Consider the following 22,490-nt stretch of genomic DNA (forward strand, 5'->3'; position numbering starts at 1 on the left):
TCCATCACTACAATCACCACAGACCCCACACCGGCATCGGCGGCACCGTCCCCTCAGACCGCGTTCACAACCTCACGGGGAAGAACAGCTAGCCGGTCGCTTCCGGCCGTGCAACCCCCGGGGCGACGAACGCGCCCCCGCATACCGTTGCCCGGGATGACAGCCGTCGACTCCGCCCCCGGCGATGACCTGCGTTCGTACGCGGCCATCGGCGACGGACGCACGGTCGCGCTCATCGGGCTGCGCGGCCAGGTCGACTGGCTGCCGCTCCCCGGCATCGCGGATCTGCCGGTCTTCGGTCGCCTGCTCGACGACGACACGGGCGGATGCATCGAACTCGCCCCGACCGACGAGTTCACGGTGCGCCGCCGCTACGTGCCGCGGACAAACGTGCTCGAGACGACGTTCACGACCGCGTCGGGTGTCGCCAAGGTCACCGACGCGCTGGTCACCGGACTGGCCGGACGGTTGCCGTGGGCGGAGCTCGCGCGCCGCATCGACGGCGTGAAGGGACACGTCGCGTTCGAGTGGCGAGTGCAGCCGGGCACGTCGCTGCAGACCGCGTCGGCATGGATCGACCAGGCGCACGGCGACGCGATCATGCGCAGCGCCCGCACCACGATCGGGGTCGTCGGCAGCGACCACGGTCCGGCGCCGTCCGACGATGACACCGGTGAAGCCGGACCGCTGCTCCGCGGCTCGTTCCGCACCCGGCCCGACTCGCGACACCTGCTGATCGTCGTCGGAACCCACGACGAGCCCATCCACCTGCCCGTGCCCGAGAACGTGGACGTCGGCATCGATCGCACCGTCAAGGCCTGGCGCGACTGGTCGCGCGAGTTCTCGTACGACGGCCCCTGGGCAGCTCACGTGCAGCGGAGCGTTCTCGCGCTGAAGCTCCTCATCCACAGCCCGACGGGGGCGATCGCGGCGGCGGCGACCACGTCGCTTCCCGAGAGCGACCGCGGCGGCAAGAACTGGGACTACCGCTACGCGTGGGTCCGCGACCTGGCGTACACCGTCGAGGCGCTCGTCGGCTTCGGCCTGCGCGAAGAGACTCACGCCGCCATCTCGTGGCTGCTGCGCACGATCCGCGCGCACGGACCCGACCTGCACGTCTTCTATACGCTCGACGGCGACGTCTGCTCGGGAGTCGTCGAACACGACGTCGCGGGGTGGCGAGGCATCCGTCCCGTCGTCACGGGTAATCCGGCCCTGGGGCAGCTGCAGCTCGGCGTGTACGGCGACCTCTTCGCCATCTGCCGCGCCTACGTCGACGCCGGCAACGTGCTCGACATCGAGACCGGGCGGATGCTGTCGGAAGTGGCCGACCGCACGTGCGACCTGTGGCGCAACCCCGACTCGGGCATGTGGGAGCTTCCGGAGCAGCGGCACTACACCTCGTCCAAGATGGGATGCTGGCAGGCCCTGCGCGACGCCGTGCACCTGTCGGAACTCGGCCAGATCCCGGGCAGCAGCGACCGCTGGCGCGCCGAGGCGGAGCGCATCCGCGGGTGGATCGACGAGCACGGCTGGTCGGAGGAGCGGGGCGCGTACGTCATGGATTCCGAGTCGGGCCGGCTCGATGCATCCGTCCTCCTCCATGCCCTCAGCGGGTTCGACCGGGGGGAGCGGATGTCGCGGACCATCGACGCGCTGACCGAAGAGCTCGGCTCGGGGCCGCTGCTCTACCGCTACAGCGGCATGCGCCGCGAAGAGGAGACGTTCGTCGCGTGCGCGTTCTGGCGGGCGGCGGCGCTGGTGTGCGTCGGCCGTAACGACGAAGGCGTCGCGGCCATGGACGACCTCGTCGGCATGTCGAACGACGTCGGACTCTTCAGCGAGATGATCTCGGCCGATGACGGCTCGTTCTGGGGCAACCTGCCGCAGGCGCTCACGCACCTGGCGCTCGTGCGCGCCGCCCTCCTCATCCGCGACCTCGTCGACCCCGCCCGCCTCGACGAACGTTGACGACCACCACCGCAGGCCCCCACCCAAAGGAGAACGACATGTCTCGCGACCAGTACACCTTCGTCAACCCCGCCGAACTGTACGCGGACTTCGATCCGCAGAAGCAGCACCAGCCCGAGCCCGGCCTCGACGCCGAGCTCACCCCGAAGGCGGACCTCGGCGAGGACACCTACCGGGGGACCGGGCGTCTGGCGGGGCGCAAGGCGCTCATCACCGGCGCCGACTCCGGCATCGGCGCCGCGACCGCGATCGCCTTCGCCCGCGAGGGAGCCGACGTCGCCATGTCGTACCTTCCGGAGGAGGAGGTGGATGCCTCGCGCATCGCCGGCATCCTGCAGGACGCCGGCGTCACCGTGGTGACGCTGCCGGGCGACCTGAAGGATCCCGGGTACTGCCGGTCGCTCGTCGAGCGGTCGGTCGAGGGTCTCGGGGGTCTCGACATCGTCGTGAACAACGGCGGCAAGCAGGTCTTCAACGAAGACCTCACGACCCTCGACGACCAGCAGTTCGACGACACCTTCAAGACGAACGTGTACGCGATGTTCTGGATCACCAAGGCCGCGCTGCCGCACCTGAAGCCCGGCTCGACGATCATCAACACCACGTCGATCCAGGCGTACAACCCCTCTGAGACGCTTGTCGACTACGCCTCGACCAAGGCGACGATCAACACCTTCACGAAGGCACTGGCGCAGCAGCTCGCGCCGAAGGGCATCCGCGTGAACGCGGTCGCCCCGGGCCCGATCTGGACGCCGCTGCAGGTGTCGGACGGGCAGCCGCAGGACAAGCTGCCGACCTTCGGCGAGCAGACGCCGATCGGCCGCGCGGGTCAGCCCGCCGAGCTCGCCCCGGCGTACGTGTTCCTCGCGTCGCCCGAGTCGAGCTACGTCGCGGGCGAGACCCTGAACGTGAACGGCGGTTCGCCCACCCCTTGACCCGAGCGGGGGCCGCATCCGCGTCCTCCCGACGCGCATGCCTCGCGAGCGGCGAGTATAAAGGGTTATACTCGACTCATGAAGACCGCCATCTCGCTTCCGGAGAGTGACCTCGAGCGGTTCGACCGTATCGCGGCTCGTCATGGCATGAACCGCTCGGAGTTCTTCCGGCGCGCTGGTCGCCACCTGGCAGATGAGCTCGAGGGCGAAGCCGACCTCACCGCGATGGCGAACGCGACCATCGCGCGCGCGGGCCAGCCTGCCGGTGACAGTCCGTTCCTCCGCGAATCGGAGCGCACGCTTCTCGCGAGCACGGACTGGTGATCAGTCACGGAGACGTCGTGTGGGTGGACTTCGGGCTCCCGCGCGGGTCCGAGCCGGCGAAGCGTCGCCCCGCCGTCGTGATGCAGGAGAACTGGCTGCTGGCATCCGACATCGCGACGGTGCTCGTGACTCCGCTGACATCGAACCTCGGACTGGAGCCGTTCCCCGGCAACGTGCTGATCCCGCTGGATGCATCCGGGCTCGAGAAGGACTCGGTCGCCGTCGTGTCTCAGGTGGGTCCCGTCAGCCGCGAGTTCCTGGACCCGTACCCCGTCGGTCATCTTCCGGGATTCCTGGTCGCGAAGGTCGCCGACGGCATCCGTCTCGTCATGGGCATCTGATCCGCCGACCCGAACTGCGCTCTCGCGCGCGACTTGGTAACGTGCTGGTGTCTGCGGACCCTCCCGGCGCCAGGCCGACCGGCGAGTGACTTCACCTGCATACGTCGACGCCAGGCCGGTCGATGAACGTCATGCGGGAGGAAGCATGAGCATCACCCTGGACCGCGCACGCATCGCCGAGCTGACCGAGCGCGAGGCCGCCCGGCTGAACGAGCGCACCACCGCGTCGCGCGACATGTACGAGCGCGCGAGCAAGCACCTCTCGGGCGGGGTCGCGTCGTCGTACCAGCTGCGCGACCCGTGGCCGATCTACATCGCGAAGGGCTCCGGCCCGAAGGTGTGGGATGTCGACGGCAACGAGATGTGGGACTTCCACAACGGCTTCGGCTCGATGGTGCAGGGCCACGCGCACCCGGCGATCGGCGCCGCCATCGCGGCTCGCTACCCGCAGGGTACCCACTTCGGCTGCCCGACCGAGGACGACGTCGTCGTCGCCGACGACCTCGCCGCCCGGTTCGGCCTGCCCAAGTGGCGGTACACGAACTCCGGGTCCGAGGCGACGATGGACGCCATCCGCATCGCACGCGCCTTCACCGGCCGCGACACCGTGATGAAGATCTTCGGCTCGTACCACGGGCACCACGACACCGTGATGGTCTCGATCGGCGTCGAGTACGACAAGATCGGCGATCGCGAGAACCTCGCATCGCTGTCGTACGGTGCCGGCATCCCGCAGTCCGTCGTGGACATGACGGTCGCCGTCCCCTTCAACGACGCCGGCGCCATGGAGCGCCGGATCGAGCGCCTCACCGCCGAGGGCCGCAAGCCGGCCTGCGTCATCATGGAGGCCGCCATGATGAACCTCGGCGTGGTGCTCCCCGAACCGGGCTACCTCGAGGCGGTTCGCGATATCACCCGCCGTCACGGCATCGTGCTCATCTTCGACGAGGTCAAGACCGGCCTGTGCATCGCCCCGGGCGGCGCGACCGAGAAGTTCGGCGTCACGCCCGACATGGTGACCCTCGCTAAGGCGCTCGGCGGAGGCCTCCCCTCCGGCGCGATCGGCGGCTCGGAAGAGGTCATGGCGGTCGTCGAAGACGGCTCGGTCTATCAGGTGGGCACCTACAACGGGAACCCGCTGACGATGGCGGCGGCCCGCGCGTCGCTCGAAGAGGTGCTGACCCCCGAGGCCTACGCGCACCTGGACCGCCTCAACGACCGCATCGTGAAGGGCTGCCAGGCCGTCGTCGACAAGTACGACCTGCCCGGTTACGCCGTCGGCATCGGATCGAAGGGCTGCGTCACCTTCTCGACCAAGAAGGTCGTCGACTACGAGACCTTCAAAGAGAATCAGGATGCCGCGCTCGCCGATCTCGCATGGCTCTACAACCTCAACCGCGGCATCTTCATGACCCCCGGCCGCGAAGAGGAGTGGACGCTGTCGGTCACCCACACCGACGAGGCCATCGACGCCTACATCGCGGTGTTCGACCAGCTCGCGGCCGAGCTCACCGCCTGACCCCGGCCGGCCTCGCCGCCGCGCCCTCTGCCGAGGGCTGCATCTTCCTGCGAGCGCCGCGTCGCGCGACGTAGCGCTCGCAGGAAAGCGGCGCGGTCGAAGTCCCGCGCCCGGCGCCCCGTACTCGAGGGGTCAGTCGAAGTCGGCGGCGAGGCCGTTCCGGTGGTACTCGAAGATGAGGCTCGTGCGAGTCGAGGCTACGCTCGCGTGAGCCGACATCCGCTCGACGACGAACTGCCGCACGGCCGACGAGTCGACGACGGCGATGTGGACGAGGAAGTCGTCCGCGCCGCCGAGGAAGAACACCTGCAGCACCTCCGGAAGGCGCCGCACGTGCTGCGTGAAGGCGCGGATGCTCTCGTGCCGGGCGCCCGGCCGCAGGGTCACGCCGATCACGGCTTGCAGTCCGCGGCCGAGCGCAGCCTGATCGGCGGCGGCGTGGAACCCCGTGACGATGCCCCGGTCGATGAGGGAGCGCATGCGGGCGTGCGCGGTCGAGGGTGCGACCCCGAGCGCGTCGGCGAGGGCCGCGTTCGTCATCCGACCATCCGTCGAGAGCAGGTCGAGGATGCGCTGATCCACCGGGTCGAGTATCTCCGTCATGCCGAAGATTCTGTCGCACACTTCGCTTTCTCGCGACGATTCGTCATCTATCTTCCGCGCAGAATCGACCCTGCGCAGCAGGAGATTCAGCACATACTGCGGTTTGCGGAAGGTTCTGCGATCCTCGTAGCGACCTGGCGGCGGTCGAGTGACCCGCCGCCCCGCAGAGAGGGACTCACATGCACATCGGCGTGCCGAAGGAGATCAAGAACAACGAGCGCCGCGTCGCCATGACGCCGGCCGCCGTCGACGCGCTGGTGCGCCGCGGGCACACCGTGACGGTGCAGAGCGGTGCCGGCCTCGGGAGCGCGTTCTCGGACGACGCGTACCGGATCGCCGGCGCACGCCTGGTCGACAGCGCCGACGACGTCTGGGGCACGGCCGAGATGGTCGTCAAGGTGAAGGAGCCGATCGCCGCCGAGTACGGCTTCCTCCGCCCCGATCTCACGCTCTTCACCTACCTTCATCTGGCCGCGGATCGCCCGCTGACCGACGCGCTCGTCCAGTCGGGCACGACCGCCATCGCGTATGAGACGGTCCAGACCCCCGATCGCGCGCTGCCTCTGCTCGCCCCGATGAGCGAGGTCGCGGGGCGCCTGTCGATCGCGGTCGGCTCCCACGCCCTGCTCAGCCCGTCGGGCGGCCGGGGCATGATCCTGGGCGGCGTGCCCGGAGCGCCGAAGGCGAAGGTCGTCGTGATCGGCGGCGGCGTGGCCGGCGAGCACGCGGCGGCGAACGCGCTCGGACTGGGTGCTGACGTCACCGTGATCGACATCTCGCTGCCGAAGCTCCGGGCCCTCGAGGCCCGGTACCAGGGCGCCATCCAGACCCGCTACTCGACGCGGTACGAGATCGCCGAGCAGCTGGCCGACGCCGACCTCGTGATCGGGTCGGTGCTGATTCCGGGCGCGGCCGCCCCGAAGCTCGTGACCGACGACATGGTCGCCGCCATGAAGAAGGGCTCGGTGCTCGTCGACATCGCGATCGACCAGGGCGGATGCTTCGAAGGCTCGCGGCCGACCACGCACGACGAGCCCACCTTCGCGGTGCACGACTCGCTGTACTACTGCGTGGCGAACATGCCCGGCGCCGCTCCGCATACGTCGACCCGCGCACTGGTCAACGCCACCCTGCCGTACGTCACGGCTGTCGCCGACAAGGGGTGGGATGCCGCGGCCGACGCCGATCCGTCGCTCGCGCTCGGTCTGAACGTGCGGGGCGGCGAGGTCGTGAACGCCGCCGTGCGCGCCGCCTTCTCGCTCTGACCTCCGCGATCCGCCGCGCGCGCCCGAGGAGGCCGCGCATGGCATCGTGGTGGGCGGGGGTGTCGACATGACCGCGAATCGCACAGCACTCGTCGTCCGCGGCGGGTGGGAGGGGCATCGACCGGTCGAGGCGACGGACCGCTTCCTCCCGTTCCTCCGTGAGAACGGCTTCCAGGTCCGCGTCGCCGAGACGACCGAGGTGTACGCCGACGCGGACGCGCTCGCCACGACCGACCTCATCGTGCAGTGCGTCTCGATGGGTGAGATCGTGCCCGAGGAGCTCGAGGGCCTGCGGGCCGCGGTCGAGGCCGGCACCGGGCTCGCGGGGTGGCACGGCGGCATCGTCGACTCGTTCCGCGCCAGCTCGGACTACCTGCAGCTCGTCGGCGGTGTGTTCGCGGCTCATCCCGCCGTTCCGGCCGATGAGGCGCCGGCGCCGGGCGAGGAGTACTTCCGAGAGCACGTCATCGAGATCACCGAGGCGGGGCGGAGGCATCCGATCACGGCAGATCTGGACGACTTCACGCTGCGCACCGAGCAGTACTGGGTGCTGACCGACCTGCTCAACGACGTGCTGGCCACCACCACGCACCCCGCCGAACCGGGGCGGCCGTGGCGACGGCCGCACGAGTCGCCGGCGGTATGGACCCGCGAGTGGGGTGCCGGCCGGGTCTTCGTCGCGACCCCCGGTCACGACCCCGACGTGCTGGACCACCCGAGCGTGCGCACCATCATCGAGCGCGGCATGCTGTGGGCCGCCCGGGGGAGCGGCTGAGTCGAACCCGCCGATGGGGCTCGGGACTTGCTCGCCCCTTGATGAGAATGATTCTCGTTATCTGATACGGTCGTGACGCGCGATCAGCGCGACAGATCCCACGACTGGAGAGGAGCCGCCGCGCGCTTGCCCGGCGGACACGACATCTATGAAGAAGACTCTTTCGGCGCAGGTCGCAGTCGGAGCCCTCGCCCTCGCTCTGCTCAGCGGTTGCGCATCGACGCCCGCGGCTTCGACGACGGATACGGCGGCTGCGAGCGGCGCCACCGAGACCGACTCCCCGCAGGCACGCCTCGCCATCACCTACGACGGCGGGGTGCAGGTCCTTGACGCCGCGACGCTGCAGGTGCTCGCCGACATCGAGCTCGACGAGCCGGCGCGGATCTCCTCGGCGGGCGACGGGCGGCATGTGGCACTGAGCGCCGAAGCGGGGATCGGGATGCTCGACACCGGCGCATGGACGGATGCCCACGGCGACCACGGCCACTCCTACACCGCCGATCCGCGACTCACCGACATCGCGTTCGAGATGTCGACGCCGGGCCACGTGGTTCCACACGGCGAGAAGACCGCCCTGTTCAGCGACGGCGACGGCACCGTGACCATCTTCGACTCGCACGAACTCGCGGAAGGGCAGCCGGAGGTCGAGACCGTCGAGCTGCGGGCACCGCATCACGGTGTCGCCGTGCTGCTCGAAGACGGAACGCTGGTCGTCACGGATGGCGACGACGAGGAGCGCCGCAGCATCGTGGCGCTCGACGACTCCCGTGAGGAGTTCCGTCGCACCGACGAGTGCCCCGACGTGCACGGCGAGGCGACCGCGGCGGACGAGCGGGTGGTCTTCGGCTGCTCGGGCGGCGTCGTCGTCTGGATGGGTGACGACTTCGCGACGGTTCCGGCACCCGACGCCGAGGCATCGATTGGGACGGCGCGAGGAAGCGACGAGTCGTCCGTGGTGCTCACGAACTATGCCGTCGAGGGATCGCCCGAGGACGCCGACGGTCCCCGCCGGATCGCTCTCGTCGACACGTCCCTGGCCGACGGTTCAGAGGCGGCCATGTCGGTGGTGACCCTGCCCGCGGGGTACGCGTCGTCGACCCTCGCGCGTGGTCCCGAGGGTGAGGGCCTCGTGCTCGGCACCGACGGTGTGCTGCGGGTGCTCAGTGAGGAGTCCGGTTCGATCACCGGCGAGCTTCCCCTGATCGACCAGTGGGAAGTCCCCGAGGATTACAGGTCGCCGCGCCCCACCGTGACGGTGCTCGATGACGTGGCCTGGATCACCGACCCCGCCACCTCGACCGTCCACGTCGTCGACCTTGACGACCTCGAGGTTGTGACGGAGGCGGAACTCGACATCGTCCCGAACCAGCTGATCGCCGTCACCGGCTGACGACGGCGGACGGGCGGCGGCATCCGCATCCGGGCGCCGCCGCCCTTCCGTCAGCTGGCCTGCGGACCGAAAGCGAGCGGAAGGACCGCGAGGAGTACGACGACGGGCGCGGTAGCCAGTCCGAGGAGGGCGAAGCGACCCCACCTCACCGAGACGTCGTCTCCGGTGAGCTGCCGATGCCACAACAGCGTCGCGAGCGACGCCCATGGGGTGATGAGGGCGCCCGCGTTGACCCCGATCTGCAGAGCGGCAAGGCGTGCGGGGGAGTCGGCGGCGCTCTCGACCACGAGGTAGGCAGGCAGGTTGTTGATCGCGTTGGCCCCCAGCATCCCGGTCCCGGCCACGCGCCACAGCGCGAACAGGTCGTCACCGGCACCCGCGACGACCGCGACCACCGCGCCGGCACCGAGAGACTGCGCCGCCCCGACCGCGAGGAACAGGCCGCTCGCGAAGACGACCGCCTGCCACGGCACGATCGCCCACCGCAGCGAGTGGGGCGACCGCCACGCGAATGCGACGACGAGCAACAGGGCGGCGACGGATGCCGGGATCCACGGTGCGATTCCCGACACGAGCCAGGGCAGCAGCACGACGACGACCGACGCGGAGAAGACGACGAGGCCGCGGTCGGAGATCGACGGCGGCTCCACCGGCGCGAACCTTCCGGTGAGTGCGCTCCGGTTCACGACGGCCAGTGCGATGACGGTCGCAACGGTGGCGACGAGTGCGGACGGGCCGAGCAGCTGGAGGAAGCCAGCGGGACCGATCGACCCGAGCCGCTGCTCGGCGAGCAGGTTCGTCAGATTCGACACCGGCAGCCACAGCGAGGCCGTGTTCGCGAGCCAGACGGTGGTCAGCGCGAAGGGCAGCGGAGGAAGCCCGTGCGCGCGCGCCACCCGCACCACCACCGGTGTCAGCAGCACGGCGGTCGTGTCGAGCGAGAGGAACGCCGTCGACAGCACCGCGAGCACGACGACGAGCAGCCACAGGGCGACAGTGCGCCCGCGCGCCCACCGGCCGAGGGACGCCGAGACGACGTCGAACACTCCGGCCGTGGCCGCGAGGTCGGCGACGACCGTGATCGCGATCACGAAGAGCATGATCGGCCACGTGCGATCGGCGATCGCCCACACCGTCTCGGCGGGGACGACGCCCGTCACGGCCGCGACGACGCCGACCGCGAGCAGCGCCGCACCGATCGCCGCGAGCTTCATGCGCCCACCCCGCTTCCTGCACAGCGCGGAGTCAGCCTAGGGCGCGCGCGTCCGTGCCGAGGCGATGGCCGAGGCATCCGTCCCCTGTTCTCGAGTCGAGCATGGTCGTCCGTCGCATCGGATTTCGCGGGTTTGTCGAAACGGCGGTTCGTCGCGTGTCTTCCTGGTGACGCCGGACCTCGGTGTCTCGACAGAGAGGAAAGACCATGCCCACGCAGACGATTCAGCTGGTGATCGAAGCCACCCCCGACGAGGTGTGGCGTGCGGTGACGGATGCCGCCGTGACTCCCGCCTACTACTTCGGCTTCACCGCCCGCTACGACCAGCTCGAGCCCGGCGCGTCGTACTCCTACACGGTGGGCGACGCCCCCGTCATCACCGGGCGGTTGCGAGAGGTCGTGCCGGGCAGCAAGCTCAGTATGACGTTCGCGGGCACGTGGGCCGACGACGTGGCCGAACTGCCCGAGAGCGTCGTCACCTACGAGTTCGGGGAGTCGGCGATGCGCGTTCCGGGGCTGACGCACCTGACCCTCACGCACGAGGGTCTGCCCGACACGGATGCCGCGCGCAACGTGGAGCGCGGGTGGGTGCTCATCCTCTCGAGCCTCAAGACCCTGCTCGAGACCGGCCACGCGCTCGTTCCGGCGCCTGCCCCCGCACAGTGATCGACGACGGAGACCTCTGATGCAGTACGCGATCCTCGCCCAGGAGTCCGAAGCGGACTTCGCCGACCGCACCGATGCCGAAGCCGCCGACGCCTACTGGGCGGCGTGGGCCGGGTACGTCGCCGCCCTGCGCGAGAGCGGGGTCATGGATGCCGGGGCCGGCCTGCAGCCGCCGCACACCGCGACCACTCTGCGCGCGCGCGGAGGGTCCCTCGAAGTGCAGGACGGGCCGTTCGCCGATGTGAAGGAGGCGCTCGGGGGCATCTTCCTCATCGACGTCCCCGACCTCGATGCGGCCATGGAGTGGGCGGCGCGCTGCCCCGCGGCAGCCCGTGGCAGCGTCGAGGTGCGCCCCCTCATCCCTCCCATGCAATGAGCGGCACCACGGCAGACGAGGCGCTCGCCGCCGCGCACGCGGCGTACTTCGGGCGTCTCGTCGGCTGGCTGTTCCGCGCGTGCGGCGATCTGCAGCTGGCGGAGGATGCCGTGGCGGGCGCGTTCGTCGCCGCGGTCCCCGCGTGGCGGTTTGGGTCCGTCCCCGACGTGCCCGAAGCATGGCTGCGCGTCGCCGCGCGCAATCAGCTGCGCACCGCGCTCGGCCGCCGGGCCCGGGCCGTGCTGGTCGACCTCGACGAACTCGCCGAGACCGAGGCCGAGGCGCCCTCCGCCTCCGCCGTCGACGACCGGCTGGCGTTGCTCTTCGTGTGCGCGCACCCGGCCATCGATCCGCGCATGCATGCGCCGCTCATGCTGCAGACCGTGCTGGGGGTGGATGCCGCGCGTATCGCGACCATCTACCTCGTGCCCGCGGCCACCATGGGTCAGCGGCTGAGCAGGGCGAAGGCGAAGATCCGCGATGCCGGGATCCGGTTCCGGCTGCCCGACGACGGGGAGCTGCCGGCGCGGATCGGGCCGATCGTGCAGGCGGTCTACGGCGCCTACGGACTGGCCGACCCGATCGGCGAGATCGTCGCGCAGCGCGACGTCGACCTGCGGCACGAGGCGATCCGCCTCGCCGAGGTGATCACCGAGGTGCTGCCCGACGAGCCCGAGGGGTGGGGTCTGCTCTCGCTGTTCCTGCAGACCGAGAGCCGCCGCGCGGCTCGCGTGGTCGACGGCATGTTCGTGCCGCTGGACCGTCAGGACACCGCGTTGTGGTCACCGGCGTTGCGACAGCGTGCGGACCGGTGCCTGCGGCGCGCGCTGTCGCTCGGCCGGCCGGGGCGGTTCCAGCTCGAGGCCGCGATCAGCGCGGCCCACTCCGCCCGAGCCGACGGCGTCGGCGTCGACCGGCAGGCGGTGGTCACGCTCTACCGGGGTCTGCTGGAGGTGGCGCCCTCCGTCGGCGCGTCCATCGGCGCTGCGGGGGCGCTGCTCCACGCCGGCGATGTCGACGGGGCGGCCGCCATGCTCGATGCGCTGCCGGCCGACGCGGTGGGAGCGCACCAGCCGTACTGGATCTGCCGTGCCGAGGTCGCGGCCGCGCGGGGCGACCGGCTCGCGGCCACCGCCGCCCTCGACGTGGCGATCGGCCTCACCGCCGACCCGGCGCTCCGCCGCTATCTGCTCGAGCGCCGGGCGGGCTGATGCCGGCGCCCGGCGACCTGCGTCAAACCGCGGGGCGGAATCGCGGATCTCGCGCGCGAAAGCGGACCGTGGGTGCGATCCGTCCCCGCGGTTTCACGCCCGGGCCGGCTGACACCACACCCGCGCGCCGCGCTCAGGCGTCGGCGTCGACCAGGCCCTCGCCGACCGACTCGTCGCTCGTGCTCAGGCCGGCGAAACGGATCGCCGGGGCGCCCAGCTCGTACGCGGTGAAGAACACCGGCTTCTCGGTCTGGAGCATGTGCACGATCTCGTCGAACTGGTGCTGCGGCAGCTCGACCTGATGGAACCACTGATACGAGGCCTTGATCCGAGGAGGTCGGGGTTTGTAGGCTCGGCGGCACCCTCGCCCTCTGGAGTGCCATGAACCCGACGACCGTCCTCGCCTTCGCGCTCGCCGCCGTCGTCGCCATCGCCATCCCGGGGCCGACGGTGCTGCTCGCCCTCGCCAATGGGTCGCGGTACGGCGTGCGGCGCGCGACCTTCGGCATGCTCGGCGCGGTGGCGTCCGACGTGGTGCTCGTCGCGGCGGTCGGGGTCGGTCTCGGGGCTGTGCTTCTCGCGAGCGAGACGGCGTTCACGGTCGTGAAGTGGCTCGGCGTCGCTTATCTGGCGTTCCTGGGAATCCGGATGCTGCTGTCGCGGGGTGCCCTGCTGCACTCGGATCCTCGGGCCGACCCTCGTGGCGGCCGGCGGGCGCTGTTCATGAAGAGCTTCCTCGTGGCTGTGACGAACCCGAAGGGGTATCTGTTCGTCGGTGCACTGCTGCCGCAGTTCATCTCGCCGGCCGCGCCGCAGCTGCCGCAGTATCTCGTCATCGCGACCGTGTTCTGCGCCCTCGACTTCGCCATCATGTTCGCCTACGCGCTGCTCGGGTCGCAGGCGATCCGGCTGCTGAAGCAGCGCGGCGCCGTGTGGATCGAGCGCGTGTGCGGCGGCATCCTGCTCGGGCTGGCGGCGTGGCTCGCCACCACCCGCCGGGTCACCGCGTAGCGCGGGTCAGGCGCCGTGTGGATCGACGTCCACGTCGAGCCGCCCGATCGTGAAGAAGAACGGCGAAGGGACCGGCAGCCGCCGCCGGGCCCGCAGCGCGCGGGCGGCCCGACGCCACCACGGCATCGCCGCGGCCGCCGCGACGAAGAACACGTGCAGGCGTCGCGGCGTCTCGGGACGGTCCGACCACTGCGGCGACGGGCTGCACATCCCGCCGCGGTACCAGCCGTCGTCATCGAGGTCGGGATCGAGCACGAGATCGGGCGGCGACCAGTCCTCGAGCCGGGTTCCACGAGTATCGGATGCCGCGAGCCAGATGCCCTGCTTCGGGTACGGGTTCCGGCCGAACAGGTTCGAGTCGCGGGTGAGGGTGAGCAGGAAGCGGTCGCCGTCGGGAAGGACCACGGAGTCGTAGAACCCGGCGGTCGCGTCGCTGAAGACGACCGGGTCGCTCCACCCGGTCTCGCCGTCACGGCTCCGGGAGTACAGGATCGTGTGGTTGCCGTCCTTGTCGTCACCGACCTCGGTCAGCGCGAGGTACCGCATGTGCCAGAAGCCGTCGGCGTACTCGACCTTCGGCTCGAGGACGCCCTCGAGCCCGACGATGCCCTGTACCTCGATGGGCGTCGGGTGCGACATCCACTGGCCGTCCCTGCGCTCGAGGAAGCCGATGCGGTACGGGGCTGTCGTCGACAGCACGGTTTCGGTGGCCCGGCCCGCGTGGTAGATCCGCTCGACGGGTCGGCCGTCGACCTCGCCCTTCACGTAGCAGACGGAGTGCAGGCAGCGGTTCCAGCTTCCGCGCGCGGGTTGCCGGATGATGCGCTGAGGGCGTGACGGATGCCCCGGCACGGTGTCGAACTTCCAGTCGGGCGAGTCGAGGGGAGCTCCCTCGGGGAGCCGCGCCGTGAGGATGTTGGTCTTGAAGCCCCAGCCCATGCCGCCGATGAACATCGTCCACCGGCCGTCGAGGCGCACCACGCAGGGGTCGCTCATGCCGAGGACGCCTCGCAGCGGCGCATAGCCCTCGCGCATGTCGAGGAGCTTCTCGAGGCCGACCTGCCGGAACATCCGCGGACCTTCCCTTCCCCCTCCGCCTGTGTGCCATCTTCGTCGATCCGACGCGCTCGCGCCCTGCGACGGCGGATCGACGGAGGCGAAGTGATGGGATAGCGTCGATCCGCCCCTGAACCGCCGAGGAGTCCCGTGCCGCACTTCGACCTTCCGCTGAGCGCCTTGCAGACGTATCGCCCCGAGGTGCGGGAGCCGGCCGACTTCGACGAGTTCTGGGACGCCACGATTCGCGAGGCGCGGGTCGCGGCATCCGACCCCACCATCGACCGGGTCGAGACGCCCCTGACGACCCTCGACGTGTTCGACGTCACGTTCTCGGGATTCGCGGGCGACCCCGTGAAGGCGTGGCTCACCGTGCCGAAGAACGCCGACGGGCCGCTGCCCGCGGTGGTCGAGTTCAACGGATACGGCGGCGGACGCGGCCTGCCGGTGGAGCGCCTCGCGTGGGCGAGCGCCGGCTACGCGCACCTCTTCATGGACACCCGCGGGCAGGGGGCGGGATGGGGCAGCGGCGGCGCGACCTCTGACCCGCACGGGACGAGTTCGGGGCATCCGGGATCGATGACGCGCGGCATCGAGGACCCCTCCGACTACTACTACCGTCGGGTCTTCGCCGACGCCGTGCGGGCGGTCGACACGGCGCGATCGCTCCCGGTGGTCGATGCGTCTCGCGTGGCGGTTTGCGGCGCGAGCCAGGGCGGGGGCATCGCGCTCGCCGCGGGCGCGTTGTCGGGCGACCTGGTGGCCGTGATGCCGGATGTCCCGTTCCTGTGCCACTTCGAACGCGCGGTCGGCCTCACCGACGAGAACCCGTACCACGAGATCGTGCGGTACCTGTCGGTGTACCGCGGCCGCGAAGAGCGCGTGTTCGAGACCCTTTCGTACTTCGACGGCGTGAACATGGCGAAGCGCATCACCGCGCCCGCGCTGTTCTCGGTCGGCCTCATGGATCCGGTGTGCCCGCCGTCGACGGTGTACGCGGCGTTCAACCACTGCGCCGCGTCGGACAAAGACATCGCGGTGTACAACTTCAACCAGCACGAGGGCGGCGCCGTCTACCAATGGGTGCGGCAGGCCGAGTTCCTGTCATCGCGCGCCTGACGCCTGCGCGTCGGCGCTCTCGGGCTCGATTCTCGATTCGATGTCCGAAATCAGCTGTCGATCGCTCCTCCATGTCGAGAGTTCCCCTCTGGTGGGCGGAGTGATCGGGGGCTAGAACAGTGGACGTGGCAACCACGCGCGATGAGGCGCGAGAGGCCATTCAGGCCGCGCTCCTCCAGTGGCGCGACGTCGACGGCGTCGCCGACCCGACCATCCCCGTCTACACCGATGTCGACGGCGACGGGGTGCCCGACGTCTACGGCCTCGACGCGGAGGGTCGGCTCGAGCTGCGGCCGAGCGCCTGGGTCACTGACACGGTCTCGGTGTCGGACGGCTCGGGGATCGAGGGGGGTGTCGTCGGTGACTGAGCTGGTCTACGTGTTCCGCGACGGGCAGCGGCTCACCGCCCCGATGCTCGCCGACCTCGATCGTCTGGACGCGGCCTTCTTCGCCGAGTTCAAAGTGCACCTGATCCTCTCGTCGGGTGTGCGGCTGTTCACCGAGCAGGAACGGGTCTTCTTCGAGCGGTACCGCCCGGCCGGGCAGATCGCCGGTCGTCGGGTGTTCGACTGGCGCTGGTACCGAGGGGTGCTCTACGGGCGGATCTCGCCGGCCGGCACCGTCGCGGCGCCGGACTCCCCGCTCGCCAATCATGTTCTCGAGAACGGCACGGGTGCGGTCGACCTCCGCGATTCGGGCCATGACGCGGGGATCCTCAACCCCGGGTCGAGTAGGGCGCAGTGGATGCGCGCGGACGCGCGGCGATTCAACTACTTCGGCGAGGGTTACTCCTTCGGCGAGCCGTGGCATTGGAAGTACCTGGGGAATCCGAGGGGCGCCGGCTCCGCGCCGACGACCACGGTGAAGGAAGGCGACGAGATGTACAGCATCCGGGTCGACAAGAAGCATCAGTTCGGCGTTTCCGCCGAGTTCATCACGCACTACGGCAACCCGAAGCAGGCCGACATCACGCGGAGAGTCACGTCGGGTGTCGACGAGCTGCACGACCTCTCGGCCGCGCAGGCGACGGCGCTCCTCGACGGGCTCGGCATTCCGCGCGATGTCGTGCAGTTCGCCCACGGGCGGGTGCTGAACCCCCAGTCGGGTGCGTTCGAGCCGAACGGGACGTGGAGCCGGCACCGCGAGATCCTCGCGAACCTCGACCACAACAAGTGATGCAGCGCGAGCTCACGTTCGCGTGAGGTCGTCCCACGAGGCGAGCGGCACGATCCCCTCGGCGGCGGCGGCCAGCACGTCGTCGTCGGTGACGAGGGCGTCGGCCTGCAGCTTGGCGACTGCGAGGTACTCGGCCAGGGAGGTGTCGCCCCAGTCGAGCTGTTCGGCGATTTTCCACGCCGTGGCCCGCGACACCCGGTCGCCGAGGAGCCGGACCTTCAGTTCGGCGACGCCGTCGAGCGCTCGGCGGCCGGCGGCGGCATCCATCCGCCCTTCTCGCACCTCGCGGTACAGCGCCGATAGTGCGTGCGAGCGCAGGATCGCGGGCGCGACGAGCTGATGCTCGTTGCTCACGTTGACGTTCTCGCGGATGAGCCGGAGGGCGATGGGGGAGTCGATCGCGAAGCGCGTCATGCCCCGATGCTGGCAGAGACCCCTGACATAGCGGACGTGATGTTCGCGCATCGCATCGCGTGCGACGAGCACGGCGCTAGTGTGCTCGACATGAGCGAGGAGTGGCCGAACCTCGGCCCGGCGCACGAGATCGACGGGTTCGTCGAGCCGATGCTGTGGGGCACGTCGACGTACGCGATCATCCGGATGCCGACGGCCCTCGTCGCGGCCGCACAGGCCGCGGGCACGCGGCGCGTCGGCGGAACGCTCGACGAGGTCGAGGTGAATCTCGCTCTGACGCGCGCGCCGGTCATCGACGACACGTTCGTGTGGTCGGGTGCGTCGCTGCTCCGCCGGATGCGTCTCGAACCGGGCGACCCCGTGCGCGGGTGGCTCGCGCCCGTCGATCCCGACTTCGTCCTCGTCCCGTCGGACGTCGCCGCAGCGTTCGACGCCGCCGGCGCTCGCGACGCCTGGGAGGGCCTGCCACCCGCCAAGCGCCGGCAGCGCCTTGTGCCCGTCGAGTCGGCCGCGACGGCGGCGACCCGCGCCCGGCGCATCGACGCGCTCGTCTCGGCGCTCGGCTAGTTGCTGCCCACGGGGGGCTCGGCGTGGCGGCGGTAGACGTCGACCACCTGCCGCAGGTACTCGGTGATGACGTCCTGCTCTTCGGCCGTGAAGCCGTCGAGCACGGCGTCGATGTCGCCGATCATGGGCAGGAGCACCGACATGGCCTCCGCCGCCGACGATTTCGTGGGAACGACGCGGATCGCCCGGCGATCGGTGGGGTGCCGTTCGCGGGTCACGTGACCCAGCGCGACGAGCCGGTCGACCATGACCGTCGTCGATGCGGTCGAGATCCCCAGGCGGCGTGACAGTTCGCTCGGCGCGAGCGGGCCCGAGGTGAGCAGGTGCTCCATCGCCTCGAGATCGGTCTGGTTGACCGTGAGGTGACGACGCATCCGCTCCTCGAACAGGTCGCTGACCACGATCAGCTCGCGGAGCAGCACCGTCGGCGTGCGCGGCTCAGCACCGGCGGCCGCCAGCGGTGGGGCGGTGTCCATACCGGCCGATGCGTGTGTGGCAGAGGCATCCATGTGGAGATTTTAGCGCAGTTGTGCTAGATATCTCGTATCTAGTTTTTCTAGCAATCTGCATGACTAGCGAAAGGCGCTCCGCCATGGACGGTTTCCTCCGATTCGTCACCTCCGCCAAGACCTCGTGGATCGTCCTCGTGCTCGCCGCGCTCGCGGCGGGAGGGATCTTCGCGCTGGGCAGCGGCGCGGAGGAGGAGACGGCACCGCCCGTGGGCCTCCCCGACTCCGCCGAGTCGGTGCGCGCGGACGCGCTGCTCGACGAATTCCCCAGCGCAGACACCACCTCGGCGCTGCTCGTGTACGAAGCCGACGGCGACGAGCTCTCGGCCGACACCCTCGCGGCGATTCAGGAGGCGGCGATGGGAGACCTCGCCGACTTCACCCCCGACGGCTTCATCCCGCCCGCCCAGGTGTCGGACGACGGCAAGGTGGCGCTGCTCGTCGTACCGCTCGAGCCCGAGTCGGACGTCACCGTTCAAGCGGAGCGGGCGCAGGAGATCCGGGATGCCGCGTCCGAGGGCATCGACGACGCCAGGGTGTACCTCACCGGCGCCGAAGGCTTCGAGGTCGACGTGGCCGCCGTGTTCGAGGGTGCCGACTTCACGCTGCTCCTCACGACCGTCATCGTGGTCGCCATCCTGCTGATCATCACGTACCGCAGCCCGTGGCTCTGGATCGTGCCGCTCGTGGTCATCGGCACCGCCGACGCACTGGCCGGAATCATCGCCACGCGCGTCGCATCGGCGGCGGGAATCGTGCTGGATGCCTCGATCAGCGGCATCCTGTCGGTACTCGTCTTCGGTGCGGGCACCAACTACGCCCTCCTCCTCATCGCCCGCTACCGCGACGAGCTGCGCATCCACACCGACCGCCGGGAGGCCATGCGCAAGGCCCTCCGTGGCGCCGGCCCCGCCATCATCGCGAGCGGATCGACGGTCGCCCTCGCCCTCGCCACGCTGCTGCTCGCCGAACTGGCCGGCAACCGCGCCCTCGGCCTCGCCTGCGCCGTCGGCATCCTCGTCGCGATGGCCTTCGCGCTGATCGTGCTGCCGGCGGCCCTCGTGCTCTTCGGCCGCGGCCTGTTCTGGCCGTACATCCCTCGGTTCGGGTCGGCCGACGCGGTGGCTCGCAGCCCGTGGGGCAAGCTCGGCCGCGCCGTCTCGCGCCGCCCGGTGATCGTCGCCACGAGCGGCTTCGTCGTGCTGGCAGCGCTCGCGAGCGGACTCTTCTTCGTGCAGACCGGCCTTTCGCAGAGCGAGCGCTTCCTGCAGAAGCCCGAAGCCGTGCAGGGCCAGGAGATCCTCGCCGACGCGTTCTCCGCCGGCGCCGGGTCGCCGGCCGTCGTGGTCCTCCCGTCCGACGACGCGGAGGAGGCGGTCGAGACGCTCACAGATCTCGACGGCGTCGACAGCGCGACGATCTCCGAAGAGAGCGACGATCTCACCCGCATCGACGTGGTGCTGTCGGATGCCGCGGAGACGCCGGCCTCGTACGCCACGGTGGAGCGCATGCGCGACGCCCTGCAGGACGTCGGCTCGGGCGAGGCGCTCGTCGGCGGGCTCGACGCCCGATCGCTCGAGGTCGCGCAGGCGCAGCAGCGGGATCAGGCGCTCATCATCCCGCTGATCCTGCTGGTGGTCTTCATCGTGCTGGTCGTGCTGCTGCGCGCCCTGCTCGCACCGGTGCTGCTGCTCGTGGCCGTCGTCGCGAGCTACTTCTCGGCCGTCGGCGCAGCGTGGTGGCTCTTCCAGTCGCCGCTGTTCGAGTTCCCCGCGATCGACACCAACGTGCTGCTGTTCAGCTTCCTGTTCCTGGTCGCGCTGGGTGTCGACTACAGCATCTTCCTCGTCACCCGCGCGCAGGAGGAATCGCGCGAGCTCGGCACGACGCAGGGCATGATCCGGGCGCTCGCCGCCACCGGCGCGGTCATCACCAGCGCAGGCATCCTGCTCGCCGCGGTGTTCGCCGTGCTCGGCGTGCTGCCGCTCATCACGCTCACCCAGATCGGCGTCATCGTGTGCATCGGCGTGCTGATCGACACCCTCCTCGTGCGCACCGTCATCGTGCCGGCGATGGCGTTCATCGCCCGCGACCGCTTCTGGTGGCCGCGCAAGCCCGTGATGTCGGACGCGGCCGCCCGCGAGCGCGAGCTCGACGCGCTCGCCGAGCGCACCGTAGAGGAGCGGCAGGCAGCCGAGCGCGAGCCGGCACCCATCTCGTGACTTCGACCATGACGACAGGAGGGTGAATCGGATGCCGGCGATCGAGGCCCGCGGACTCACGAGGCGCTTCGGGGAGTCCGCCGCGGTCGACGGGGTCGACCTCATGGTAGAAGACGGCGAGATCTACGGCTTCCTCGGACCGAACGGCGCGGGCAAGTCCACGACCGTGCGGATGCTGGTGACGCTGCTGAAGCCGAGCGCGGGAGACGCCGTCGTCGCGGGATACTCCGTCTCGCGGCATCCGGCCGACGTCCGCCTGCGCATCGGCGCCGCCCTGCAGTCGACCGCGCTCGACAAGAACCAGACCGGTCGCGAGGTGCTGCGCCTGCAAGGGCGCCTGTACGGGCTGAGCAGGACCCAGATCCGGCGCCGCATCGACGAACTGGCCGACCTCGTCGACATCGGCGACGCCCTGGACGCCCGCATCTCGACCTACTCCGGCGGCATGAGGCGACGGCTCGACCTGGCCGCGGCGCTCGTGCACGCACCGCAGGTGCTCTTCCTCGACGAACCGACCACGGGCCTCGACCCCATCAGCCGGGCCCGTATGTGGGACGAGGTGCGCCGGCTGAACCGCGACGCGGGCGTGACCGTCTTCCTCACCACGCAGTACCTCGAGGAGGCGGACCGGCTCGCCGACCGGATCGGGATCATCGATCGCGGCCGGATCGTCGCGGAGGGCACGCCGTCGTCGCTCAAGAGGTCGGTCGGCACCGACCTCGTGCTCGCCGCGATGCGATCGCCCGCGCCGGAGCTCGCCGACCGCCTGCGCGCCCTCCCGGGCGTGGATCGGGTGGACGTGCACGACACGGGTCTCACCATCGCGGCGCAGGACGGATCGAAGGTCGTCGGGCCGGTCGCCGTGGTGCTCCACGAGGCGGGAGTCGACGTCGAGGAGCTGACGCTGCGCACGGCATCGCTCGACGACGTCTTCCTGGAAGTGACCGGAACGCGCTTCGCGTCGGACGCAGAGGAGGAGAAGCCATGAGCGGCACCGCGACCCGCACCGCCACCACCCGCACGCCCACGGCCCGGCCCGCCGGGTTCTTCCGCGACCTCGCCAGCGTGGCCGGGCGCGCCCTGCGCGGCGTGACGCGCGAGCCCGAGGCGATCGTGCCGGCGCTGATCATCCCGATCTTCTTCTTCGCCGTCAACGTCGGATCGCTCCAGGAGATCGCTCCGGCCGTCGGGATCTCGGACTACCGGGCGTTCCAGCTGCCGGTCGCGATCATCTTCGCCGTCACGGGTGTCAACCGCGCGCAGGCGCTGCAGCAGGACATCGCGGGCGGCTACTTCGACCGCCTGCTGATGGCGCCCGTCGCGCGCTCGGCGCTGCTGCTAGGACTGCTCGTCGCGGACTTCGTGCTCGTCGTCGCGCTGTCGATCCCGGTCCTCGTGCTCGGCGCGCTGCTCGGGATCGAGTACGTGACGGGGGTCGCCGGGCTCGTGGTGTTCCTCCTCCTCGCGGGCGCGTGGGGGCTGGCCTTCAACGGATTCGCGTACGCCATCGCGCTGCGCACGGGCTCGGCGGGGGCGGTCGGGGCGAGCTTCGTGCTGTTCTTCCCGTTCGCCTTCCTGACGACGACGTTCGTCCCCGAGGACGCCCTCACGGGGTGGCTCGCCACCGTGGCGGCGTTCAATCCGGTCACGTACGTGCTCGCCGCGCTGCGGTCGCTCATCTCCGACGGGTGGGATCCCGTCGTCCTGGTCGGTGGCGCCGTCGCCGTCGCGGGCGTCGCGGCCGTCTCGTTCACGCTGTGCATCCTGGCGATGCGCGGTCGCATCCGTCGCGGTTAGCCGGCGCGGAAGGCGTATCCCGCATTACGA

Annotated in this window: 25 protein-coding genes; 19 read left to right on the plus strand and 6 right to left on the minus strand. The window is 70.4% G+C overall.

The genetic code is table 11. From position 1 onward, the window contains the following. The first annotated feature begins 156 nt into the window (after positions 1 to 156). The 5 genes from ACFUTX_RS15825 (at position 157) to ACFUTX_RS15845 (ending at position 5,090) form a co-directional block, all read left to right on the plus strand. The gene (locus ACFUTX_RS15825; RefSeq protein ID WP_378866839.1) at positions 157 to 1,971 is read left to right on the plus strand and encodes a glycoside hydrolase family 15 protein; all 1,815 of its coding nucleotides are present in this window, start codon (positions 157 to 159) and stop codon (positions 1,969 to 1,971) included. A 38-nt stretch (positions 1,972 to 2,009) separates the two neighbouring features. Next, positions 2,010 to 2,906, plus strand: a complete 897-nt coding sequence (locus tag ACFUTX_RS15830; RefSeq protein WP_378866842.1) for an SDR family oxidoreductase — start codon at positions 2,010 to 2,012, stop codon at positions 2,904 to 2,906. A gap of 78 nt (positions 2,907 to 2,984) precedes the next feature. Continuing rightward, a complete protein-coding gene (locus ACFUTX_RS15835) occupies positions 2,985 to 3,230 on the plus strand; it encodes a CopG family ribbon-helix-helix protein (protein WP_378866845.1) in 246 nt (81 codons plus the stop codon). After that, positions 3,227 to 3,571, plus strand: coding sequence for a type II toxin-antitoxin system PemK/MazF family toxin (locus ACFUTX_RS15840; RefSeq protein ID WP_378866848.1), 345 nt, complete (start codon positions 3,227 to 3,229; stop codon positions 3,569 to 3,571). Before ACFUTX_RS15835 ends, ACFUTX_RS15840 begins: the two co-directional genes overlap by 4 nt. A gap of 145 nt (positions 3,572 to 3,716) precedes the next feature. Continuing rightward, positions 3,717 to 5,090, plus strand: a complete 1,374-nt coding sequence (locus tag ACFUTX_RS15845; RefSeq protein ID WP_378866850.1) for an aspartate aminotransferase family protein — start codon at positions 3,717 to 3,719, stop codon at positions 5,088 to 5,090. Between the two features lie 132 nt (positions 5,091 to 5,222). Here the strand turns inward: ACFUTX_RS15845 and ACFUTX_RS15850 are convergent, their stop codons facing one another. Further along, positions 5,223 to 5,693 (minus strand): Lrp/AsnC family transcriptional regulator, encoded by a 471-nt coding sequence (locus tag ACFUTX_RS15850; protein ID WP_378866853.1) that lies wholly within the window; start codon positions 5,691 to 5,693, stop codon positions 5,223 to 5,225. Positions 5,694 to 5,872: 179 nt separating this feature from the next. On the opposite strand from ACFUTX_RS15850, the gene ald reads away from it, so the two are divergent. From ald to ACFUTX_RS15865, 3 genes are all read left to right on the plus strand, one after another. Beyond that, positions 5,873 to 6,958 carry an alanine dehydrogenase gene (gene ald / locus ACFUTX_RS15855; protein WP_378866855.1) on the plus strand — a complete coding sequence of 362 codons (1,086 nt, stop codon included), beginning with the start codon at positions 5,873 to 5,875 and terminating at the stop codon, positions 6,956 to 6,958. A gap of 67 nt (positions 6,959 to 7,025) precedes the next feature. Further along, the gene (locus ACFUTX_RS15860) at positions 7,026 to 7,733 is read left to right on the plus strand and encodes a ThuA domain-containing protein (protein ID WP_378866857.1); all 708 of its coding nucleotides are present in this window, start codon (positions 7,026 to 7,028) and stop codon (positions 7,731 to 7,733) included. 148 nt (positions 7,734 to 7,881) lie between these two features. Further along, positions 7,882 to 9,123: a hypothetical protein gene (locus tag ACFUTX_RS15865; protein WP_378866860.1), complete on the plus strand. Its 1,242-nt coding sequence runs from the start codon at positions 7,882 to 7,884 to the stop codon at positions 9,121 to 9,123. Positions 9,124 to 9,173: 50 nt separating this feature from the next. On the opposite strand, the gene ACFUTX_RS15870 is transcribed toward ACFUTX_RS15865, so the two are convergent. Next, positions 9,174 to 10,337: an SLC13 family permease gene (locus ACFUTX_RS15870; protein ID WP_378866863.1), complete on the minus strand. Its 1,164-nt coding sequence runs from the start codon at positions 10,335 to 10,337 to the stop codon at positions 9,174 to 9,176. A gap of 206 nt (positions 10,338 to 10,543) precedes the next feature. Here ACFUTX_RS15870 and ACFUTX_RS15875 point away from each other — a divergent pair, with 206 nt between their 5' ends. From ACFUTX_RS15875 to ACFUTX_RS15885, 3 genes are read left to right on the plus strand one after another with little or no spacing between them, the layout of a single operon-like run. After that, the gene (locus ACFUTX_RS15875) at positions 10,544 to 11,002 is read left to right on the plus strand and encodes an SRPBCC domain-containing protein (protein WP_378866866.1); all 459 of its coding nucleotides are present in this window, start codon (positions 10,544 to 10,546) and stop codon (positions 11,000 to 11,002) included. 19 nt (positions 11,003 to 11,021) lie between these two features. Beyond that, the gene (locus ACFUTX_RS15880; protein WP_378866869.1) at positions 11,022 to 11,378 is read left to right on the plus strand and encodes a YciI family protein; all 357 of its coding nucleotides are present in this window, start codon (positions 11,022 to 11,024) and stop codon (positions 11,376 to 11,378) included. Then, positions 11,375 to 12,589 carry an RNA polymerase sigma factor gene (locus ACFUTX_RS15885; RefSeq protein ID WP_378866872.1) on the plus strand — a complete coding sequence of 405 codons (1,215 nt, stop codon included), beginning with the start codon at positions 11,375 to 11,377 and terminating at the stop codon, positions 12,587 to 12,589. The genes ACFUTX_RS15880 and ACFUTX_RS15885 overlap by 4 nt, the downstream gene beginning before the upstream one ends. A gap of 133 nt (positions 12,590 to 12,722) precedes the next feature. Here ACFUTX_RS15885 and ACFUTX_RS15890 read toward each other — a convergent pair whose 3' ends face one another. Next, on the minus strand, positions 12,723 to 12,848 hold the full coding sequence (locus tag ACFUTX_RS15890) for a hypothetical protein (protein WP_378866875.1): 126 nt from the start codon (positions 12,846 to 12,848) through the stop codon (positions 12,723 to 12,725). A gap of 122 nt (positions 12,849 to 12,970) precedes the next feature. Between ACFUTX_RS15890 and ACFUTX_RS15895 the strand changes: the two genes are divergently transcribed. Further along, the gene (locus ACFUTX_RS15895) at positions 12,971 to 13,600 is read left to right on the plus strand and encodes a LysE family translocator (RefSeq protein ID WP_378866878.1); all 630 of its coding nucleotides are present in this window, start codon (positions 12,971 to 12,973) and stop codon (positions 13,598 to 13,600) included. Between the two features lie 6 nt (positions 13,601 to 13,606). Here the strand turns inward: ACFUTX_RS15895 and ACFUTX_RS15900 are convergent, their stop codons facing one another. After that, positions 13,607 to 14,671 carry a hypothetical protein gene (locus ACFUTX_RS15900; protein ID WP_378866881.1) on the minus strand — a complete coding sequence of 355 codons (1,065 nt, stop codon included), beginning with the start codon at positions 14,669 to 14,671 and terminating at the stop codon, positions 13,607 to 13,609. Between the two features lie 135 nt (positions 14,672 to 14,806). On the opposite strand from ACFUTX_RS15900, the gene ACFUTX_RS15905 reads away from it, so the two are divergent. The 3 genes from ACFUTX_RS15905 (at position 14,807) to ACFUTX_RS15915 (ending at position 16,951) form a co-directional block, all read left to right on the plus strand. Continuing rightward, positions 14,807 to 15,775 carry an acetylxylan esterase gene (locus tag ACFUTX_RS15905; protein ID WP_378866884.1) on the plus strand — a complete coding sequence of 323 codons (969 nt, stop codon included), beginning with the start codon at positions 14,807 to 14,809 and terminating at the stop codon, positions 15,773 to 15,775. A gap of 125 nt (positions 15,776 to 15,900) precedes the next feature. Continuing rightward, the gene (locus tag ACFUTX_RS15910) at positions 15,901 to 16,143 is read left to right on the plus strand and encodes a hypothetical protein (RefSeq protein ID WP_378866887.1); all 243 of its coding nucleotides are present in this window, start codon (positions 15,901 to 15,903) and stop codon (positions 16,141 to 16,143) included. Further along, entirely contained in the window at positions 16,136 to 16,951 is an 816-nt protein-coding gene (locus ACFUTX_RS15915; RefSeq protein WP_378866890.1) for a hypothetical protein, read from the plus strand. The genes ACFUTX_RS15910 and ACFUTX_RS15915 overlap by 8 nt, the downstream gene beginning before the upstream one ends. 12 nt (positions 16,952 to 16,963) lie before the next feature. Here ACFUTX_RS15915 and ACFUTX_RS15920 read toward each other — a convergent pair whose 3' ends face one another. Continuing rightward, the gene (locus ACFUTX_RS15920; protein WP_378866893.1) at positions 16,964 to 17,365 is read right to left on the minus strand and encodes a type II toxin-antitoxin system VapC family toxin; all 402 of its coding nucleotides are present in this window, start codon (positions 17,363 to 17,365) and stop codon (positions 16,964 to 16,966) included. 90 nt (positions 17,366 to 17,455) lie between these two features. Between ACFUTX_RS15920 and ACFUTX_RS15925 the strand changes: the two genes are divergently transcribed. Further along, positions 17,456 to 17,932, plus strand: a complete 477-nt coding sequence (locus ACFUTX_RS15925; RefSeq protein ID WP_378866896.1) for a YdeI/OmpD-associated family protein — start codon at positions 17,456 to 17,458, stop codon at positions 17,930 to 17,932. Here the strand turns inward: ACFUTX_RS15925 and ACFUTX_RS15930 are convergent. Beyond that, on the minus strand, positions 17,929 to 18,441 hold the full coding sequence (locus ACFUTX_RS15930; protein ID WP_378866899.1) for a MarR family winged helix-turn-helix transcriptional regulator: 513 nt from the start codon (positions 18,439 to 18,441) through the stop codon (positions 17,929 to 17,931). The genes ACFUTX_RS15925 and ACFUTX_RS15930 overlap by 4 nt on opposite strands. 83 nt (positions 18,442 to 18,524) lie before the next feature. Between ACFUTX_RS15930 and ACFUTX_RS15935 the strand changes: the two genes are divergently transcribed. From ACFUTX_RS15935 to ACFUTX_RS15945, 3 genes are read left to right on the plus strand one after another with little or no spacing between them, the layout of a single operon-like run. Continuing rightward, positions 18,525 to 20,663 carry an MMPL family transporter gene (locus ACFUTX_RS15935; RefSeq protein WP_378866902.1) on the plus strand — a complete coding sequence of 713 codons (2,139 nt, stop codon included), beginning with the start codon at positions 18,525 to 18,527 and terminating at the stop codon, positions 20,661 to 20,663. Positions 20,664 to 20,694: 31 nt separating this feature from the next. Continuing rightward, positions 20,695 to 21,651, plus strand: coding sequence for an ATP-binding cassette domain-containing protein (locus ACFUTX_RS15940; RefSeq protein WP_378866905.1), 957 nt, complete (start codon positions 20,695 to 20,697; stop codon positions 21,649 to 21,651). Next, on the plus strand, positions 21,648 to 22,460 hold the full coding sequence (locus ACFUTX_RS15945) for an ABC transporter permease (RefSeq protein ID WP_378866908.1): 813 nt from the start codon (positions 21,648 to 21,650) through the stop codon (positions 22,458 to 22,460). The genes ACFUTX_RS15940 and ACFUTX_RS15945 overlap by 4 nt, the downstream gene beginning before the upstream one ends. Positions 22,461 to 22,490 lie beyond the last annotated feature (30 nt).

This window comes from Microbacterium sp. NPDC057407 (assembly GCF_042803895.1).
In the GTDB taxonomy this organism is placed as follows: domain Bacteria; phylum Actinomycetota; class Actinomycetes; order Actinomycetales; family Microbacteriaceae; genus Microbacterium.

Excerpts from the sequence above, each read along its gene's own strand:
- ACFUTX_RS15930 (WP_378866899.1), bottom strand. The coding sequence starts at position 18,441 with ATGGATGCCTCTGCCACACACGCATCGGCCGGTATGGACACCGCCCCA.
- ACFUTX_RS15835 (WP_378866845.1), top strand. The coding sequence starts at position 2,985 with ATGAAGACCGCCATCTCGCTTCCGGAGAGTGACCTCGAGCGGTTCGAC.
- ACFUTX_RS15830 (WP_378866842.1), top strand. The coding sequence starts at position 2,010 with ATGTCTCGCGACCAGTACACCTTCGTCAACCCCGCCGAACTGTACGCG.
- ACFUTX_RS15890 (WP_378866875.1), bottom strand. The coding sequence starts at position 12,848 with ATGCTCCAGACCGAGAAGCCGGTGTTCTTCACCGCGTACGAGCTGGGC.
- ACFUTX_RS15920 (WP_378866893.1), bottom strand. The coding sequence starts at position 17,365 with ATGACGCGCTTCGCGATCGACTCCCCCATCGCCCTCCGGCTCATCCGC.
- ACFUTX_RS15935 (WP_378866902.1), top strand. The coding sequence starts at position 18,525 with ATGGACGGTTTCCTCCGATTCGTCACCTCCGCCAAGACCTCGTGGATC.
- ACFUTX_RS15940 (WP_378866905.1), top strand. The coding sequence starts at position 20,695 with ATGCCGGCGATCGAGGCCCGCGGACTCACGAGGCGCTTCGGGGAGTCC.
- ACFUTX_RS15885 (WP_378866872.1), top strand. The coding sequence starts at position 11,375 with ATGAGCGGCACCACGGCAGACGAGGCGCTCGCCGCCGCGCACGCGGCG.
- ald (WP_378866855.1), top strand. The coding sequence starts at position 5,873 with ATGCACATCGGCGTGCCGAAGGAGATCAAGAACAACGAGCGCCGCGTC.
- ACFUTX_RS15825 (WP_378866839.1), top strand. The coding sequence starts at position 157 with ATGACAGCCGTCGACTCCGCCCCCGGCGATGACCTGCGTTCGTACGCG.
- ACFUTX_RS15865 (WP_378866860.1), top strand. The coding sequence starts at position 7,882 with ATGAAGAAGACTCTTTCGGCGCAGGTCGCAGTCGGAGCCCTCGCCCTC.
- ACFUTX_RS15895 (WP_378866878.1), top strand. The coding sequence starts at position 12,971 with ATGAACCCGACGACCGTCCTCGCCTTCGCGCTCGCCGCCGTCGTCGCC.
- ACFUTX_RS15850 (WP_378866853.1), bottom strand. The coding sequence starts at position 5,693 with ATGACGGAGATACTCGACCCGGTGGATCAGCGCATCCTCGACCTGCTC.
- ACFUTX_RS15925 (WP_378866896.1), top strand. The coding sequence starts at position 17,456 with ATGAGCGAGGAGTGGCCGAACCTCGGCCCGGCGCACGAGATCGACGGG.
- ACFUTX_RS15875 (WP_378866866.1), top strand. The coding sequence starts at position 10,544 with ATGCCCACGCAGACGATTCAGCTGGTGATCGAAGCCACCCCCGACGAG.
- ACFUTX_RS15870 (WP_378866863.1), bottom strand. The coding sequence starts at position 10,337 with ATGAAGCTCGCGGCGATCGGTGCGGCGCTGCTCGCGGTCGGCGTCGTC.
- ACFUTX_RS15945 (WP_378866908.1), top strand. The coding sequence starts at position 21,648 with ATGAGCGGCACCGCGACCCGCACCGCCACCACCCGCACGCCCACGGCC.
- ACFUTX_RS15860 (WP_378866857.1), top strand. The coding sequence starts at position 7,026 with ATGACCGCGAATCGCACAGCACTCGTCGTCCGCGGCGGGTGGGAGGGG.
- ACFUTX_RS15900 (WP_378866881.1), bottom strand. The coding sequence starts at position 14,671 with ATGTTCCGGCAGGTCGGCCTCGAGAAGCTCCTCGACATGCGCGAGGGC.
- ACFUTX_RS15845 (WP_378866850.1), top strand. The coding sequence starts at position 3,717 with ATGAGCATCACCCTGGACCGCGCACGCATCGCCGAGCTGACCGAGCGC.
- ACFUTX_RS15880 (WP_378866869.1), top strand. The coding sequence starts at position 11,022 with ATGCAGTACGCGATCCTCGCCCAGGAGTCCGAAGCGGACTTCGCCGAC.